Source organism: Bradyrhizobium genosp. P (genome assembly GCF_049949265.1).
Classification (GTDB): domain Bacteria; phylum Pseudomonadota; class Alphaproteobacteria; order Rhizobiales; family Xanthobacteraceae; genus Bradyrhizobium.
Genome location: NZ_CP188195.1, coordinates 7,144,671 through 7,157,785, shown reverse-complemented (window position 1 = coordinate 7,157,785; position 13,115 = coordinate 7,144,671). Strand labels below are relative to the sequence as shown.

Annotated in this window: 17 protein-coding genes and 3 pseudogenes; 6 read left to right on the top strand and 14 right to left on the bottom strand. The window is 60.2% G+C overall.

Going from position 1 to position 13,115, the window contains the following annotated elements; translation table 11 throughout:
* Window positions 1–51 precede the first annotated feature (51 nt).
* Window positions 52–942, bottom strand: a complete 891-nt coding sequence (locus ACP2YO_RS34335) for an SDR family oxidoreductase (protein WP_426435546.1) — start codon at window positions 940–942, stop codon at window positions 52–54.
* Between the two features lie 220 nt (window positions 943–1,162).
* Between ACP2YO_RS34335 and ACP2YO_RS34330 the strand changes: the two genes are divergently transcribed.
* Together ACP2YO_RS34330 and ACP2YO_RS34325 are read left to right on the top strand one after the other, a co-directional pair.
* Window positions 1,163–1,384: a hypothetical protein gene (locus ACP2YO_RS34330; RefSeq protein ID WP_426435545.1), complete on the top strand. Its 222-nt coding sequence runs from the start codon at window positions 1,163–1,165 to the stop codon at window positions 1,382–1,384.
* Window positions 1,385–1,418: 34 nt separating this feature from the next.
* Window positions 1,419–1,829 carry a hypothetical protein gene (locus ACP2YO_RS34325; protein ID WP_426435544.1) on the top strand — a complete coding sequence of 137 codons (411 nt, stop codon included), beginning with the start codon at window positions 1,419–1,421 and terminating at the stop codon, window positions 1,827–1,829.
* Between the two features lie 56 nt (window positions 1,830–1,885).
* Here the strand turns inward: ACP2YO_RS34325 and ACP2YO_RS34320 are convergent, their stop codons facing one another.
* From ACP2YO_RS34320 to ACP2YO_RS34290, 7 genes and pseudogenes are all read right to left on the bottom strand, one after another.
* On the bottom strand, window positions 1,886–2,290 hold the full coding sequence (locus tag ACP2YO_RS34320) for a hypothetical protein (RefSeq protein ID WP_426435543.1): 405 nt from the start codon (window positions 2,288–2,290) through the stop codon (window positions 1,886–1,888).
* A gap of 82 nt (window positions 2,291–2,372) precedes the next feature.
* Complete coding sequence (locus ACP2YO_RS34315; protein ID WP_426435542.1) at window positions 2,373–2,492, bottom strand: hypothetical protein; 120 nt, start codon at window positions 2,490–2,492, stop codon at window positions 2,373–2,375.
* A gap of 119 nt (window positions 2,493–2,611) precedes the next feature.
* Window positions 2,612–2,942, bottom strand: a pseudogene (locus ACP2YO_RS34310) (NADPH-dependent oxidoreductase); the annotation flags it as partial.
* A 1-nt stretch (window position 2,943) separates the two neighbouring features.
* Window positions 2,944–3,107 (bottom strand): annotated as a pseudogene (locus tag ACP2YO_RS34305) (DUF763 domain-containing protein); the annotation flags it as partial.
* A gap of 202 nt (window positions 3,108–3,309) precedes the next feature.
* Window positions 3,310–3,858, bottom strand: coding sequence for a DUF4142 domain-containing protein (locus tag ACP2YO_RS34300; RefSeq protein ID WP_426435541.1), 549 nt, complete (start codon window positions 3,856–3,858; stop codon window positions 3,310–3,312).
* 12 nt (window positions 3,859–3,870) lie between these two features.
* Entirely contained in the window at window positions 3,871–4,359 is a 489-nt protein-coding gene (locus ACP2YO_RS34295) for a ferritin-like domain-containing protein (RefSeq protein ID WP_426435540.1), read from the bottom strand.
* A 139-nt stretch (window positions 4,360–4,498) separates the two neighbouring features.
* Window positions 4,499–5,134 carry a transketolase-like TK C-terminal-containing protein gene (locus ACP2YO_RS34290; protein ID WP_426435539.1) on the bottom strand — a complete coding sequence of 212 codons (636 nt, stop codon included), beginning with the start codon at window positions 5,132–5,134 and terminating at the stop codon, window positions 4,499–4,501.
* Window positions 5,135–5,176: 42 nt separating this feature from the next.
* On the opposite strand from ACP2YO_RS34290, the gene ACP2YO_RS34285 reads away from it, so the two are divergent.
* Entirely contained in the window at window positions 5,177–5,422 is a 246-nt protein-coding gene (locus ACP2YO_RS34285) for a rubredoxin (RefSeq protein ID WP_426443377.1), read from the top strand.
* A 461-nt stretch (window positions 5,423–5,883) separates the two neighbouring features.
* Here ACP2YO_RS34285 and ACP2YO_RS34280 read toward each other — a convergent pair whose 3' ends face one another.
* Window positions 5,884–7,017 (bottom strand): IS630 family transposase, encoded by a 1,134-nt coding sequence (locus tag ACP2YO_RS34280; RefSeq protein ID WP_426435538.1) that lies wholly within the window; start codon window positions 7,015–7,017, stop codon window positions 5,884–5,886.
* 38 nt (window positions 7,018–7,055) lie between these two features.
* Here ACP2YO_RS34280 and ACP2YO_RS34275 point away from each other — a divergent pair, with 38 nt between their 5' ends.
* Entirely contained in the window at window positions 7,056–7,337 is a 282-nt protein-coding gene (locus ACP2YO_RS34275; RefSeq protein ID WP_283039996.1) for a LexA family protein, read from the top strand.
* A gap of 131 nt (window positions 7,338–7,468) precedes the next feature.
* On the opposite strand, the gene ACP2YO_RS34270 is transcribed toward ACP2YO_RS34275, so the two are convergent.
* Window positions 7,469–7,621 (bottom strand): hypothetical protein, encoded by a 153-nt coding sequence (locus ACP2YO_RS34270; RefSeq protein WP_426435537.1) that lies wholly within the window; start codon window positions 7,619–7,621, stop codon window positions 7,469–7,471.
* Window positions 7,622–9,159: 1,538 nt separating this feature from the next.
* On the opposite strand from ACP2YO_RS34270, the gene ACP2YO_RS34265 reads away from it, so the two are divergent.
* The gene (locus ACP2YO_RS34265; protein WP_426443532.1) at window positions 9,160–9,360 is read left to right on the top strand and encodes a hypothetical protein; all 201 of its coding nucleotides are present in this window, start codon (window positions 9,160–9,162) and stop codon (window positions 9,358–9,360) included.
* Here the strand turns inward: ACP2YO_RS34265 and ACP2YO_RS34260 are convergent.
* Both ACP2YO_RS34260 and ACP2YO_RS34255 read right to left on the bottom strand, forming a co-directional pair.
* Window positions 9,316–9,546 (bottom strand): cysteine rich repeat-containing protein, encoded by a 231-nt coding sequence (locus tag ACP2YO_RS34260; protein WP_426435536.1) that lies wholly within the window; start codon window positions 9,544–9,546, stop codon window positions 9,316–9,318. The genes ACP2YO_RS34265 and ACP2YO_RS34260 overlap by 45 nt on opposite strands.
* Before the next feature lie 76 nt (window positions 9,547–9,622).
* On the bottom strand, window positions 9,623–9,805 hold the full coding sequence (locus ACP2YO_RS34255; protein WP_426435535.1) for a hypothetical protein: 183 nt from the start codon (window positions 9,803–9,805) through the stop codon (window positions 9,623–9,625).
* Between the two features lie 74 nt (window positions 9,806–9,879).
* Here ACP2YO_RS34255 and ACP2YO_RS34250 point away from each other — a divergent pair, with 74 nt between their 5' ends.
* On the top strand, window positions 9,880–11,301 hold the full coding sequence (locus ACP2YO_RS34250; protein WP_426435534.1) for a B12-binding domain-containing radical SAM protein: 1,422 nt from the start codon (window positions 9,880–9,882) through the stop codon (window positions 11,299–11,301).
* Between the two features lie 181 nt (window positions 11,302–11,482).
* Here the strand turns inward: ACP2YO_RS34250 and ACP2YO_RS34245 are convergent.
* Together ACP2YO_RS34245 and ACP2YO_RS34240 are read right to left on the bottom strand one after the other, a co-directional pair.
* Window positions 11,483–12,114, bottom strand: a pseudogene (locus tag ACP2YO_RS34245) (serine hydrolase domain-containing protein); the annotation flags it as partial.
* A gap of 37 nt (window positions 12,115–12,151) precedes the next feature.
* Window positions 12,152–13,075 (bottom strand): complex I NDUFA9 subunit family protein, encoded by a 924-nt coding sequence (locus ACP2YO_RS34240; protein WP_426435533.1) that lies wholly within the window; start codon window positions 13,073–13,075, stop codon window positions 12,152–12,154.
* Between the last annotated feature and the right edge of the window lie 40 nt (window positions 13,076–13,115).

Here is a 13,115-nt window from a genome sequence, read left to right as displayed (position 1 = left end):
CCCCGATGTGATGGCTGGTCGACAAACGGCTCGACCGCGGCAGCCTACGCGTCAGGGCTGGCCCGATCCGCCCGCCGCCCCGTAGACCTGACCTGTCGCATAGCTGGCGTCCGCCGCCGCGAGCTGGACATAGATCGAGGCGAGTTCTGCTGGCTGGCCCGGACGGCCGAGCGGTGTCTGGCCGCCGAACTTCTCGAGCTTTTCCATCGAGGCTCCCCCGGAGACCTGCAACGGTGTCCAGATTGGACCGGGCGCTACGGCGTTTACCCGGATGCCTTTCGGGCCGAGCTGCTTCGCCAGCGATTTCACGTAGTTCATGGTCGCAGCCTTGGTCTGTGCGTAATCATAGATTTCTGGCGAGGGATCGTAGGCCTGTTCGGACGCGGTCCCGATGATGCATGAACCCGGCTTCAGATGCGGTAGCGCTGCCTTGATGATCCAGAACGGCGCATAGATGTTGGTTTTCATCGTCGCATCGAAATCGTCCGAGGACACGTCAAGGATGGAGTCACGCGATTGCTGTCGGGCCGCATTGCTGACAACGATGTCGAGGCCGCCAAGGCCTTCGACCGCCCGCGCGACCAGGTCCCGGCAGAATGCCTCATTCTTGAGGTCGCCCGGAATGGCAAGCCCGATACGCCCCTCTGCCTTGATCAAGGCGATGACGTCTTGGGCGTCCGGCTCTTCCGTCGGAAAATAATTGATCGCAACGTCGGCGCCCTCCCGGGCGAAAGCAATCGCCGCCGCGCGGCCCATGCCGGAATCACCGCCGGTGATCAGCGCCTTTCGGCCCGCCAGGCGGCCCGATCCCTTGTAGCTGGTCTCACCGTGATCAGGGCGAGGGTCCATCGCGTTTGCCAGACCGGGCCACGGCTGAGACTGCTTCTTGAAAGGAGGCTTCGGATATCGGCCGGTCGGATTGGTCAATCCTTCGTTTCTCATCTGCTGGGTTCCCTGGACACTGTGGGAGGTGAGCGAGGCTGTCGGCGATAACCCCATAGCGCCGCCCGACGCTCACGCGGACCAACATGCAAAAATCCGGATTGTTGCTATCGCTCCCTGGCGATTCTCTCGATCGAAGGGCTGCCGGTTCCGCGGCACGCGCGTAGCTTAGGAACTTTGGCTTGCTGACCAGATTGTCACGGCAGCAAAGGAGACCATGATGGCAACGTTATTGATCATGGATCACACCGGAGACTCCCGCCATTATTTCGATCCCGAGGACAGTGCGCAGTTGGCCTGGGCGGAAGCGCGTTTCAAGCAGCTGACATCAGACGGCTACACTGCCGCGACACGGAAAGCGCACGGGGAGGCGGCGCTCATCCGTTCGCTGGATCCCACCGCGGAAGAGACGCTGTTTTATCCAAGACTGGTCGGCGGTTGACGCCATGATCGTCCGCTTCGACTTTGGAGCGCTCGTGGCACTCCGCCGCGCGGCCGGAACGGTGCGCGCAACGCTGTCGGCGATACGGGCCCGGTGGCGCGCTTACGAGAGGATCGAGGCCCGCGGAATTGCGCTTCTGTCCGATTGGCTTTCGCCGGAGCAATTGTCGCAATTCGAAAAACACAAGCGTTTCGACGTCATCGGCTCCGATTCCGGCAAGCGATACCGCATTTGTTACGGGACTTCGACAAACGTCTACGAAATGGATTCCAAGGGGCGCGTCGTTATGGGCTGGTGCTTTCGACCGGTCGGCTCACTTGCCGCAGGCGACGTGATGCTCGCCCAGAAGATTGAGTTGGAGAATAACGAGCGTGCGGCTCTCATGGTCGCCAAGCCATTCCCGAGTTCCCTGCCGCCTCGTTCGGATATGGTTCGGACCGGTTAAGCTACCGTCCCCCGGGAATATTCCCGCCCGCCACGGGCGGCTAATGGACGGCCAACCTATTTGCCGTTCGTTGTCGTCAGTTCGAAGGACATGATGACAAAGCGTTCCTCGAGTAACCGCAGGAGATCGACCGGCGGACGAGCGTCCTCGGGACGTCGCCAGGACACTTCGAACACGTAATCGGTGTTGGTAGATCCGTTGTTACGTCGCTGCTCCTGGAACCGGGCCTTGTGATGCAATGGTTCGATCAACTTCGGGATAGCCTCGATCACGCCTGGATCGGCTTCGCAATGAACCGTCAGCGCCGCGCGATGACGCCGTGGTATCTTGACGTCGATCCGTTTGAGGACCGCGAGCGTGGCAAAGCCGATGATCGTAGCCACGGAGCCAAGCGCGAGCTGGCCGCCGCCGAGACAAAGGCCAATCACGGTTACAAGCCAGAGCGTCGCTGCCGTCGTCACACCGGTGACGAGGTCGCCTTTCTTGACGATTGTACCGCACCAATGAACCGCTCCACCGTCAATACACCGAGCGGGAGCCGCATCAGATCCTCTCGATGAAGGAGGTCGAGCCCTTTCCTTCGACGGTCAGAAGCAGATTGACCTGGATCATCGACAGCGAGGCGGCAAGTCCGACCAGGATAGTGGTTCTCAGGCCGGCCACATGCACGCGCGCGCCACGGTCAAAGCCGATGACGGCGCCAGCCCAGAATCGTCAGTGCAAGGCGGATGGCGATCTCGGTCCAGGTCGGATGAAGCGGCATGTCTCGCTCCGCGCCTAGGTTACGCCAGGATAGGCTGCTGCCTTTGGGCGAGATAGGCCGCGCTCGACACCGTCTTGTCGTAGGGCTTATCGATATCCTTGTAGTCGGTCGACCCCATCGCTTTGCCGACCCAGTAGGTGGCGCCGCCAGCCGGAACGGTGAAGCCGACGTCGTTCAGCGCCTGGAATAACTCGGCATGGCAGTGATGGGCGCCATCTTCATTACCGGCGACGGGACGATCGCGACTTTGCCGAACGACGGCATGCGCTTGTTGTCGTCGGTCTCCTCCAGGAATGCGTCCATCCGCCCAGCACGCGTTTGGCGACGCTGGAGGGTTGGCCTAGCCAGATGGAACCAGAATGGGTGCGAGACCCGTTGCAGGAACGCATCTCGGCCGTAATGGTGGCCACGGCCTGTGTGATGATGGTGCCCAAGGTCGTCATGCGCTCCGCCAGCCAAGGAGGCACGCGTCCGCCATGGAGCGGGAGATCGGCGCTGCTGGTGCGTCGGGCCATCGAGTTTCCCAAGGATCACTTAGATTCCGAAAAATTGCTCAGATCTGGAATCGGCACGCAATCTATCAGGGAACGCTGGAGTTCGCCTGCCTTGCCAGGAAGGATCGTCTCCAACACTTGGCACACGGCGCCGCGGGCGGACACCGACTCCGCCGCGAATCGCCTTCCATCCGCGTCGTCCCAATGGCCGTGCTCTTGCCGGCTACTTACGGTTCTTGTCCATGTCCTCGGCCATCGCGAGATGGTGTTGCAGCGTGGGCAGGGTCTTGCCAGCCCAATCCTTGAGCTTCGAATTGTCGCCGCCCTTGGCGTAGCGTTCGAACAGCGAGACCGCGTCCTTGTGCGCACTGACCTGCATCGGGTCGTAGTCGCTGGCGAAATCCTCCGGCTTGGCGTCGCGGAGCTTGTCGAGCTTTTTTTGCGAGCTGTCATCCAAGCTGGTTGGCAGTGCGGAACTCATCTCGCCACTGACCATCTGCTTTAATTCCGTGGTCGTCTTGGTGTGATCGGTGATCATCTGATCGGCGAATTTCTTCTCGGTCGCGTTGCCCTTTTGCTGGGCAATCTTGGCCGCTTCGATCTCCAGCATGTCGCTCATGGCGGCTTCCTTGATGAAATCCTCCGTCTTCGGTGCGACGCCGAGAATGGAGTTGACGCCGGTCTTTTCGCCCACCGATTGGGCAAGCGCGGGGGACAGGGCGCTCGAGGTGAACGCGCCCGCGATGGCAACGGCCAGAATTAATCGCTTCATCGGATATCTCCTTCAGGCGGCTTCGGCATTGATGGCGCTGATCGCAAGCTTGCTGAGCGTATCGTCGGTCTTCTTTTCCTCGGCTAGCGTCTGGTCGAGGAGCTTGACCGCGTCCTTCATGCCCAGCTTGGACGCCCAGGCCTTCAAGGTGCCATAGCGGGAGATCTCATAATGTTCGACCGCCTGCGCCGCGGCTAGAAGGCCCGGATCGAGCGCCAGCGTATCGGCGTATTCCTCCATGATCTCCTTGCCCTCGTCGATAATGCCCTCGATCGCGTCGCACTTCTTGCCACGTGCTGGCTTGCCCATGATCTTAAAGATTTGCTCAAGCCGCTCGATGTGTCCTTCCGTCTCGTTATGATGTTTCTCGAACGCGGCGCGTAGGTCATCGGAGGCCGCAGCCTTGGCCATGCGCGGCAATGCCTTGTAGATCTGCTTTTCCGCGTAATAGATGTCCTCGAGGGTATCGAGGAAGAGGGCGTTGAGGTCTTTCTCCGGCATGGGTTCGCTCCGTGGTGCGGGTTGATTTGTGCACCCAACACCGGCGCCACAGGCAGGTTCCTAATTGTCTGTCAGCCCCAGACAAGGCGCTTCATGCGGCGGAGTGAGATCGCGCGATCATGCGCCTGAGATTCCACAGCTAGAGAGCGGCCACCTCGGCCAATGTCTCATGCGCGGCACGCACGACCGCGTCGGCTTTGATGTCGAATTTCTTGTAGACGCCGGCAATCTTTGCTGACGCTCCGAGGGAGTGCATCCCGACGAAGCGGCCTTCGAGACCGACGTAGCGTTCCCAGCCGAGCTCGACCGCGGCTTCCACCGCGACGCGCGCACGAGTTCTTCGGAGGACTGCCTTCTTGTAAGCGGCGTCCTGCCGCTCGAACACCAGGCGGCAAGGCATGGAGACGACGGCCGTCAGAATACCTTGCTTCTGAAGAATATCCCGCGCTTGCACGGCAAGATGCAGTTCCGAACCCGTGCTGCGGACGGTGAGCTTGCGCTCGCCACCCTCGGCTTCCTGCAGCACATAGCCACCCTTGGCCGACTTGTTCTCGCTGCCGGGCTCGCGGCGGAGCAAAGGCATCGGCTGGCGGGAGAGGGCGAGGAGTGCGGCTTGGCGAGGGGTATTGAGGATGGCTTCCCAGCATTCGGCGGTCTCGACCGCATCACCCGGGCGATAGACCGCAAGATGCGGGATCGCACGCAGCGCCGCGAGCTGCTCCACCGGCTGACGGGTCGGACCGTCTTCGCCGAGGCCAATTGAATCGTGTGTCACGACGAATACGCCTACAGCGAAGCGGAGGGCGATCCGGATGGAATGTTGCCACCCGGCACGCGTTGGGCGGACATTCCGGATGATTGGGTATGTCCATCATGTGGAGCGGCAAAAATCCGATTTCGATATGGTCGAAAACTGGTTTTGCCGCCCAATGGGACGCTAACGCTCGAAGTGCCCGGAATCTTTCGAGTTCGCGGTTTTATTCCGAATGGTGGCAATCTGGCGCGCCCGACACGATTCGAACAATGTGCCTTCGGAGGGCAAAACGGCAGCTTCCGACCCTAAGGTGAGCCAAGCGAGTCAAGCAACCGCTTTTTGAGAATCTAAAGCAAGGAGCCACAGAGCAGGTGCCGGGAGTGCTCCTGGAGGGAGCGCTCGTTTCGGCGAACAGCAGTCGCCGGAGCCCAGCGAGCGGCTAGCAATATGGAACTGGAGACCGCCGCTTTTGGCTATCTGCGCGAGCGCTTGTTACTTAGAACAGCGGGTCCTTGCAGGAAGGACCTTTGGCTATCCGCGACATGCGCCGTGTCGTTAACGGCGAGCGGCGATCTCACTCTCCCAAGTCGCGGCGAGGACTTTCGTTCCCAATCTCTTGCCCTCGCGGCAGGGGAGGTTCGGTCGCTGCGGAAGCGCGCGATGCCAAGAAGGCTGCTGCCCTTGCAACCAATGCCGACTTCGATCTCGCGACCACAAGCAAAGCTGCGCCTATGTCTCAGTCTACGTGGTCTGCTACGGGCACTAGTGGTCTACCACAGTGATTTTGACTCTTTGGCGGTGGCTGGATAGGCGCGGCCGAGTTTGGCGCGGGCTTTGTCGGTTGTGAACATCCATTTGATTCGGGCTCGGGTTTTATTTCGCCGCCGTTGCCATGCTGTGATCTCATTTCGGAGCCTTTTGGGGTCGTCGATGCGGCGGCCGAGACACTGGCGCTGAAGCACGCTGATCTCGCACTCAACCATGTTGAGCCAACTGGCGTGCTTCGGGGTGTAGTGGAATTCGAGGCGGCACAGGATGCGTCGGGCCTCGGCGGGCGCGAAGGCCTCATACAGCGCCCCAGGCTTATGGATCGACAAATTGTCCTGCACGACACGGATGCAGGCGGCGTCGGGATAATGGACGTCGACGAGCTCACGCATGCAGTGGGCGTAGTCCACGGCGGCGCGGCGGTCGGTGAGCTTGACGTTGCGCCAGCCCCGATACGGATCGAAGGTGACGAAGAGATTGACGGTGCCGTTGCGGCGATACTCGTAATCGTAGCGCTCGCGCTGTCCCGGTTGGGCCGGAACCGGCTGGCGCACCTCGCCGATCAGCTGGACGGGGGTCTCGTCGAAGCAGACCAGCGGCCGGGCGGGATCCGGCGTCTCGGCGTAGAGATCGAGCACGTCCTCCATGCGGGCGACGTATTCGCCGTCGACATGGGGAATGCACCACATGTCCCTGCGCCATGGTTTGAGGTCGTTCTCGGCCAGCCGGCGACGCACGGTCTCGCCCGACAGGCTGTCGTGATCGGTGAGCTTGACCATCGTGTCGGCCAGCAGCGTCAGCGTCCAGCGTTTGCGGCCGGCAGGCGGCTTGGCGCATGCCGTCGCCACCAGCAGGGCCTCCTCCTTTCCGGTCAGCTTGCGCTCTGCGCCCGGACGCGGCTCCTCACTCAAGGCCCGCTCCAGATTGCCTTCCACGAAGCGGCGCTTGGTCCGGCTGAGGGTGGAAAGGCTGACACTCACGGTCCGGGCAATCTCCTCGTCGCTGCGGCCCCTATCGGCCGCCAGCAAAATCTGCGCCCGCTTGAGCTTGCGGGCGGCGTGCTTGCCGCCGCCGAGCATCGCCGTCAGTTCGTCGCGCTCGGCTTGGCTCAATTCGACCCGATAACGTACATTCATGCTTTGCCTCCTTGTCGGAGGCCGGGACGAATCGATCCATGAGTCAAAAATCAGGCGCGCGCTTAACCGAGAAGCAGGGTCACTACCTCGCTTTCATCCATACCTATTCGTACATGTTCGGACAGCCGCCCGCCGAAGCCGACATTCAGCGCCATTTCCGCGTCAGCCCGCCGTCAGTCCACCAAATGATCGTCACCCTCGAACGAAACGGTTTCATTCGCCGTCAGCCCGGCGTTCCCCGAAGCATCGAGATTCTCCTGCCACCCGAAAACTTGCCGATCCTCGAATGGCTCGGTATCAAAACGTCAAAATCACTGTGATGAACCACTAGATGACATCGGAATCGAGCGCGGCACCGGCTGCTAAGGATCAAAACCGCCGTTGGAACGGCCGACTTGGCGTTTCCGGTCTACCCCGACAAGCATACCTGGCAAGCGCTTCGCGCTCAGAATCAAGGAGCTGACCTCGGCCGAAACAGCGGGATGACCTCGCCATCCGCGGCGGGGACCACCACCCCCGCCATCTCCATCGGGTCGAACCCGAGATCGGCGACCGCTTCGGCCACGCCCTGGCGATCCAGCTCATGGACGATCGCCCCGGTCACCTTTATCAGCCTGGCTATCTCGGCGGTGCTATCGGTCGTGGTGATGGCCTCGGTTATGCCGAGAGCATATCCTCGTCACGGCGGGTAGCGAGCGCTTCGCGCTCCCAGACAGCAGGAACTCGGCCCGCGGTCCGACGTAGTAACCGGAACTCGCAAGTAGCGTGAGCCGGAGGATCCAGTGGACGCCTTCGATCTGTATTGGCAGTGGGCGAACAAGCATCCCGAAAGTCGTCTCATGCTGGATGGCCGCGGCTGTCCGAAGCGGAACGACAGGATCGCGCCAAGGTCAACGAAGCCGTCGTCAACTACGTTTGGCCCACGGACGGAGATCGGCGGGCACGGTAGCAAGCACGCGGAAGTTAGGAACGATTTGTTCGAGCAGGAATCAACTCTGTAGCCCCGGACCGCACCCCAAATCCCGGGGTCATGTCCCCCACAGGACAGGCCCCAGTGCCCAACCACTGGGGCCACTTTGAGGGACTTAGCTTGGCGAGCCCCTCGCGCGCATCACCCCTTCGGACAGTGCGAAATACCCTACTGCCACGCGCTGTGGCACTGGCCGAAATAGGCCCCTCGTCGAAACAGGCCACCAATTAAAAGCCCCCGTCCGGGGGCTAGAGCTGACGGGGGCGGTAAGAGATGAAAGTCTCTAACTAATAGAGCGCTTGGCCACGACCGCAGGCGGTGCATCGCGGATGGCGGCAGGTGGCAAGCGCCGAGTGGAACAGTAAACACTCAATCAGCTGGCGAGAAGCGAAATGTACGCGTGCGGCGAGGCTGCGGTCGCGAGGTATGTTGCGGCATCCGCCCGTCGATGCCCTCCAGCAGGTAGCCAAGCTGAGCGGCGGCCTTTACTTTTCATCTAGCTCGACAAGTTGCTGTTCCAAATCGGCAATAATCCGGCGCAGTCTCTTCAATTCGGCGTTCGAGGCGGCGTCAGGTTCCGCAGCAAGCCGCTGCTCCACGAGGCGGTACCGCGATAGCCTGGTCTCGATTCCTGTTCGTCTATCGAATGGCATGCCTTCAACGTAGCCACGCGACCGTTAAATTCAAATTAGCCGAGCGGCAAAGCGCGGCCCGGGCTGACCGCTCCACGAGACATGACGAAAGAGGCCGCTATCTGCGGCGCCTTTCATGCCGCTAGCTTGACATCCATCGTGCGCTCGATCTCCTCAGCCAGCGCCGGTTGGATGCGCGGCGAGCTTTGCGAACAGTTCTTTCTTGGTCGCGTTGGTCGCGAGCTTGCTGATCAATTCGAACTCCTCAGCTTCGACCGAAGCTTCACCAAATGCGCCTTCATGTCCTGCATCATTGGAACCGCCCCATGGCGGACCAGACGGCCGAATGGAACTTGCGACCTATAACCTAGGATAACTGTGAAAGTTGTTCTCGCCCCATAAATGCACAATCCATGTCGGTGTCCTACTGAGACATCGGCCCAACCGATTGAGGCCACTGCCAAAGTCAAATTACGCCGCTAGGGAAAACAAGCACAAAGCCCGCGAAGAAGGGCGAAGGGCTTCGGAGGGCAGAAAGAAATGCTGATGCCGATCGAAGGCAAGAAGGCGACGAAGGAAATGGCCACCAAGAAGTCGTCTCCGAAGGCGCAGCGCAAGTCGGCGCGAGCGGCGGCAGGCGCTTTCCGCCCCCGCGTGCACGAGGGCAGAACGCTGGCCGCCTACTTCGGGGTTGCCTTACATACCGTGGCTTTCATACACCTTCCGGCACGCCGAGCTTAGTTCGGAGCGGTTCTGCTGCAAGCACTGCTGAACCGCTCCCTCGTCTCCAAGCTGCTTGCGGCAAAAACGTGAAGCGTCGCGAGAGCATGCTTGTTGCTCCTGCGGAGTGCCAGGATGACCACTCTGCGCTACCGAAAGAGAGACACCTGCCAGTAAGAACAAACCAACAAGCACGATGCTAATCATCTCGACTCCCTCCGGCCTCCATCGCTGGGATATCGATGGCGACCTAGACTCGGCGCTTTGTATGCGTCACACATAATCAAAATAATGAACGATAAGGCGTGTTGTTCCCGATGAAGATCGCGTTGGCATCTGCTTTCTTGCCATCCTGAGGAAACACTTCAAGCACTCCGCGGGGATTGAAGTCGCATCGCAGCATGACATTGTAGTCGGCTTCGGCCGCGCCATGAGAGGGCCCATGCCATTGGCGATCAAGCGTCATTGAAATGCCTGCTTTCCATCAAATTCTGACGATCTCGTAAGACGCTTGTGTCGGCTGTATCGCAGGAGAATATCGTGCGTACCCGCATCATCCATCTCATCAATCCGAAGACCGATTCGCTCACCACCCGTCCGATCTACCTGAACCGGGCGCTGTATTCTCCGTTGGCCGGCTTACTCGCGGTCGCTGCGTCGATCCCGCGGGACCGCTACGAGGTGGTGCTCACCGACGAAAACATAGAGTCCATCGACTTTGACCTCAAGGCGGACCTTGTCGGGATTTCGGCGATGACGAGTTACGTCAATCGCGGCTATGAAATCGCCGACCGGTTCCGTGCCAAGGGTATTCCCGTCGCGATGGGCGGTGTGCACCCGAGCTTTATGCCGCGCGAAGCGCTGACGCACTGCGATGCGGTCGTCATCGGCGAGGTGGAGCTTGTGATCGACAGACTATTGACCGATCTCGAACAGGGGACGATGCGCGGACCTTACAAGTCAGATGCGCTGCATCCGATGGTTGGGATGCCGATGCCCCGCTACGATCTCCTGAAGAAGAATCGCTATGTGAACCGCACCTTCGTTCAGACATCGCGCGGCTGCCATCAGGGCTGCACCTTCTGTGCGGAGCCCCTTATGAATGGCCTCAAGTTCCGCTACCGACCGGTCGATGAGGTGATTCATGAGATCGAGAATTGCGGTTCAAGCACCATCTCGATAAACGATGCCGATTTCTTTGGCACGCCGGAGCGTCCCAAGGAGGTGATGCGCGCCTTGAGGGGGCGTGGCATCCAATGGCAGGCCGGCGTCACTTCCAAGCTTGCGCAGGACGACCGCATGCTGGAGCTTGCTGCCGCAAGCGGCTGCACAATGCTAAGTATCGGCTTTGAGTCGATCTCGCGCGACACGCTCACCAGCGTGCACAAGCACGTCAATCGCCCGGAGACCTTCGCGACCCTCGTGGAGAAGGTGCATACCTACGGGATCATGGTGTTCGGCCTGTTCATGTTCGGGTTCGACGGAGACGACAGTTCGGTTTTCGAGCGAACCGTAGATTTCAACATCGCGTCCAAATACGACGCCTGCGCCTATTCGGTGCTGACGCCCTACCCCGGAACGCTCACATGGTATGAGCTCAAGAAGGCGAATCGCATCGTGTCTTATGATTGGACAATGTATGACCAGGGTCGTGTGGTTTATCGCCCGGCGCAGATGTCCGCCGACGAGCTCCGCATCGGCCAGGGGAGTGCCTATGAAGGCTTTTATTCGAAATCTTCGATCGCCAGTCGTTTTCCGATGCGCGGCAAGCGACATCGTGCGCAATGGCTGATTTACAATCTCTTCATGCGCAAAGCCTCGCAGACTGAGAACATCGTTTCGATCGCTGAGCCCACTGCGGAACCCGATCTTGCTCCGATGCCGCCCATCCTGCCAGTCAAGCGCGAATGGCGGGCGGCGGTGCTAGAAGCAGCGGGCGGACCGGGGCCGCACCTTAGCTGACGCGTCTCGGATGCCGCCTTGCGGCAGCGAGCGCTGCGCAGCGGCCTCTAGGTGACCGTTCGTGATCATCCCGATGTCTCAAACTCCGTCCCGCTTGATCTTCTTATAGCACGGCAGATCACGAGATTCTTCCGATCCCATGCCTCTAGCTCGGCGAGCGGATAGAGGACAGCCTTGCCAATATGATCTCGATGATGCGACCGACGACGTCTGTCGAATGACCGTAACGCCAAAGCGTCCCGGGCTGCCGCGCCAGCGGCAATTTGGCGATGCGGTTCGCAAACACCTGATTGGTATAATGCCCGTCGAAAAGGCTCGATTCCGAATAGGCCTTCATGACCAGTTTGCCGCCGATATAATCGTAGGTGATGCCTGACGTATGGCGCAGCAGGTCCATAATGGTTATCGGCCGATCTACTAGTAGGGCAAGCTTTAGAATGTGCTTTCCGTCAGGCGTGTCAGAATAACTGACGCCGACCTTCACAGGAAAATCCCGGAATGAATTAGCCCGGGTCCGTTAGCGAGAGCTTGCCTGCGTCGATCAGCATCATCGCAGCGACGCTGGTAATCGGCTTTGTCATCGAATGGAGTGCGAAGATCGTATCGGGAGTCATCGGAACGTTGGTCGCGACGTCCTGGACACCGAAACACTTCAGATAGACCGGCTTGCCATGTTGCTGGATCAAATATGACGGCACCCGGCAGCTTCCCCGTGGCAACCTCATTGTTGAAAAATTCGGTGATGCGCTCGAGTTTGGCCGCCGACGGGGCGCGACCCTCGGCCGCTCGGCCGGCCTCGACCGTGGTCCAGATAGCAATTATTGAGACGACCGAAATCGCGGAGCCTCTTTCATCCGGAATTCGGCAGCATCTTCTGGAGTATTGCCTCGACCGAGTGCGGCGTAATCCCAAGTTCAACAAATCCAGGGACCTCCGGCGATGACACGGTGTCAATTTGCATCAGTTCCACTTGATTGCGCGTGAGGAGCGGACTCGGGAGTATTTCGGAGGCCCAAGCGAGTGCATGCCAAACGGCAAACGGGATTGGAATCAGTCGAGGCGCAAGTCCAGCTTGGTGCGCCACCGCTCTAAGAAACTCCTCGTAAGAGTAGACACGAGGGCCGCCTAACTCGAAGATCGTTGAAGGCGCCTCCGCTCCCTGCATGGTCTGACCAATCGCCTCCGCAACATCCTCCACATAGGCCGGCTGCAATCTGGTCACGCCGCGGCCGAACATCGGATTGACTGGAAGCCGGCGGAGGAGTGTGAGGATGGTATTGAGAAACGCGTCGTCCGGTCCGAACATCACCGCCGGGCGGATGAAAAGTGCCTCGACGAACGCGGCCCGGACTGCCAGTTCGCCTTCGCCGCGCTTTCGGATGTAGCGGGATGGCGAGGCGGCGTCGGCGCCGATTCCTGAAACATGAATGAGCCGATCGATTCCGGCACGGTGTGCTTGAGCCGCTACCCGTTGGGCAGACTCGACGTGAACGGAATGAAAAGTCTCCTGTCCGTGCTCGACGTAAAGGCTAACCGCATTTACAACGCCGTAGGCGCCGGCAAGCGCATCCGCGACTGACCGCTCGTCTTGAATATCCGACTGGACGGATTGAAGCTGCGGATCATCAGGGCCAAACTGTCTGTGCCCCCGATCCGGGTGCCTTGACGCGATCCGAACGGGAAATCCGCGAGAGCGCAGATGCCGAACGATGCGGCGGCCGAGAAAGCCGGTTCCGCCGAATACGGTGACCGTGCGACCGTTCGTTGCCACCATGACTTAAATTCGCCAGTTCATATCGTAGCTTCTCACTGCT

Coding starts and splice junctions, on each gene's coding strand:
- ACP2YO_RS34335 (WP_426435546.1), bottom strand. CDS start 942: ATGAGAAACGAAGGATTGACCAATCCGACCGGCCGATATCCGAAGCCT.
- ACP2YO_RS34330 (WP_426435545.1), top strand. CDS start 1,163: ATGGCAACGTTATTGATCATGGATCACACCGGAGACTCCCGCCATTAT.
- ACP2YO_RS34300 (WP_426435541.1), bottom strand. CDS start 3,858: ATGAAGCGATTAATTCTGGCCGTTGCCATCGCGGGCGCGTTCACCTCG.
- ACP2YO_RS34295 (WP_426435540.1), bottom strand. CDS start 4,359: ATGCCGGAGAAAGACCTCAACGCCCTCTTCCTCGATACCCTCGAGGAC.
- ACP2YO_RS34285 (WP_426443377.1), top strand. CDS start 5,177: ATGTTGCCACCCGGCACGCGTTGGGCGGACATTCCGGATGATTGGGTA.
- ACP2YO_RS34280 (WP_426435538.1), bottom strand. CDS start 7,017: ATGAATGTACGTTATCGGGTCGAATTGAGCCAAGCCGAGCGCGACGAA.
- ACP2YO_RS34275 (WP_283039996.1), top strand. CDS start 7,056: ATGAGTCAAAAATCAGGCGCGCGCTTAACCGAGAAGCAGGGTCACTAC.
- ACP2YO_RS34265 (WP_426443532.1), top strand. CDS start 9,160: ATGCTGATGCCGATCGAAGGCAAGAAGGCGACGAAGGAAATGGCCACC.
- ACP2YO_RS34260 (WP_426435536.1), bottom strand. CDS start 9,546: ATGATTAGCATCGTGCTTGTTGGTTTGTTCTTACTGGCAGGTGTCTCT.
- ACP2YO_RS34255 (WP_426435535.1), bottom strand. CDS start 9,805: ATGACGCTTGATCGCCAATGGCATGGGCCCTCTCATGGCGCGGCCGAA.
- ACP2YO_RS34240 (WP_426435533.1), bottom strand. CDS start 13,075: ATGGTGGCAACGAACGGTCGCACGGTCACCGTATTCGGCGGAACCGGC.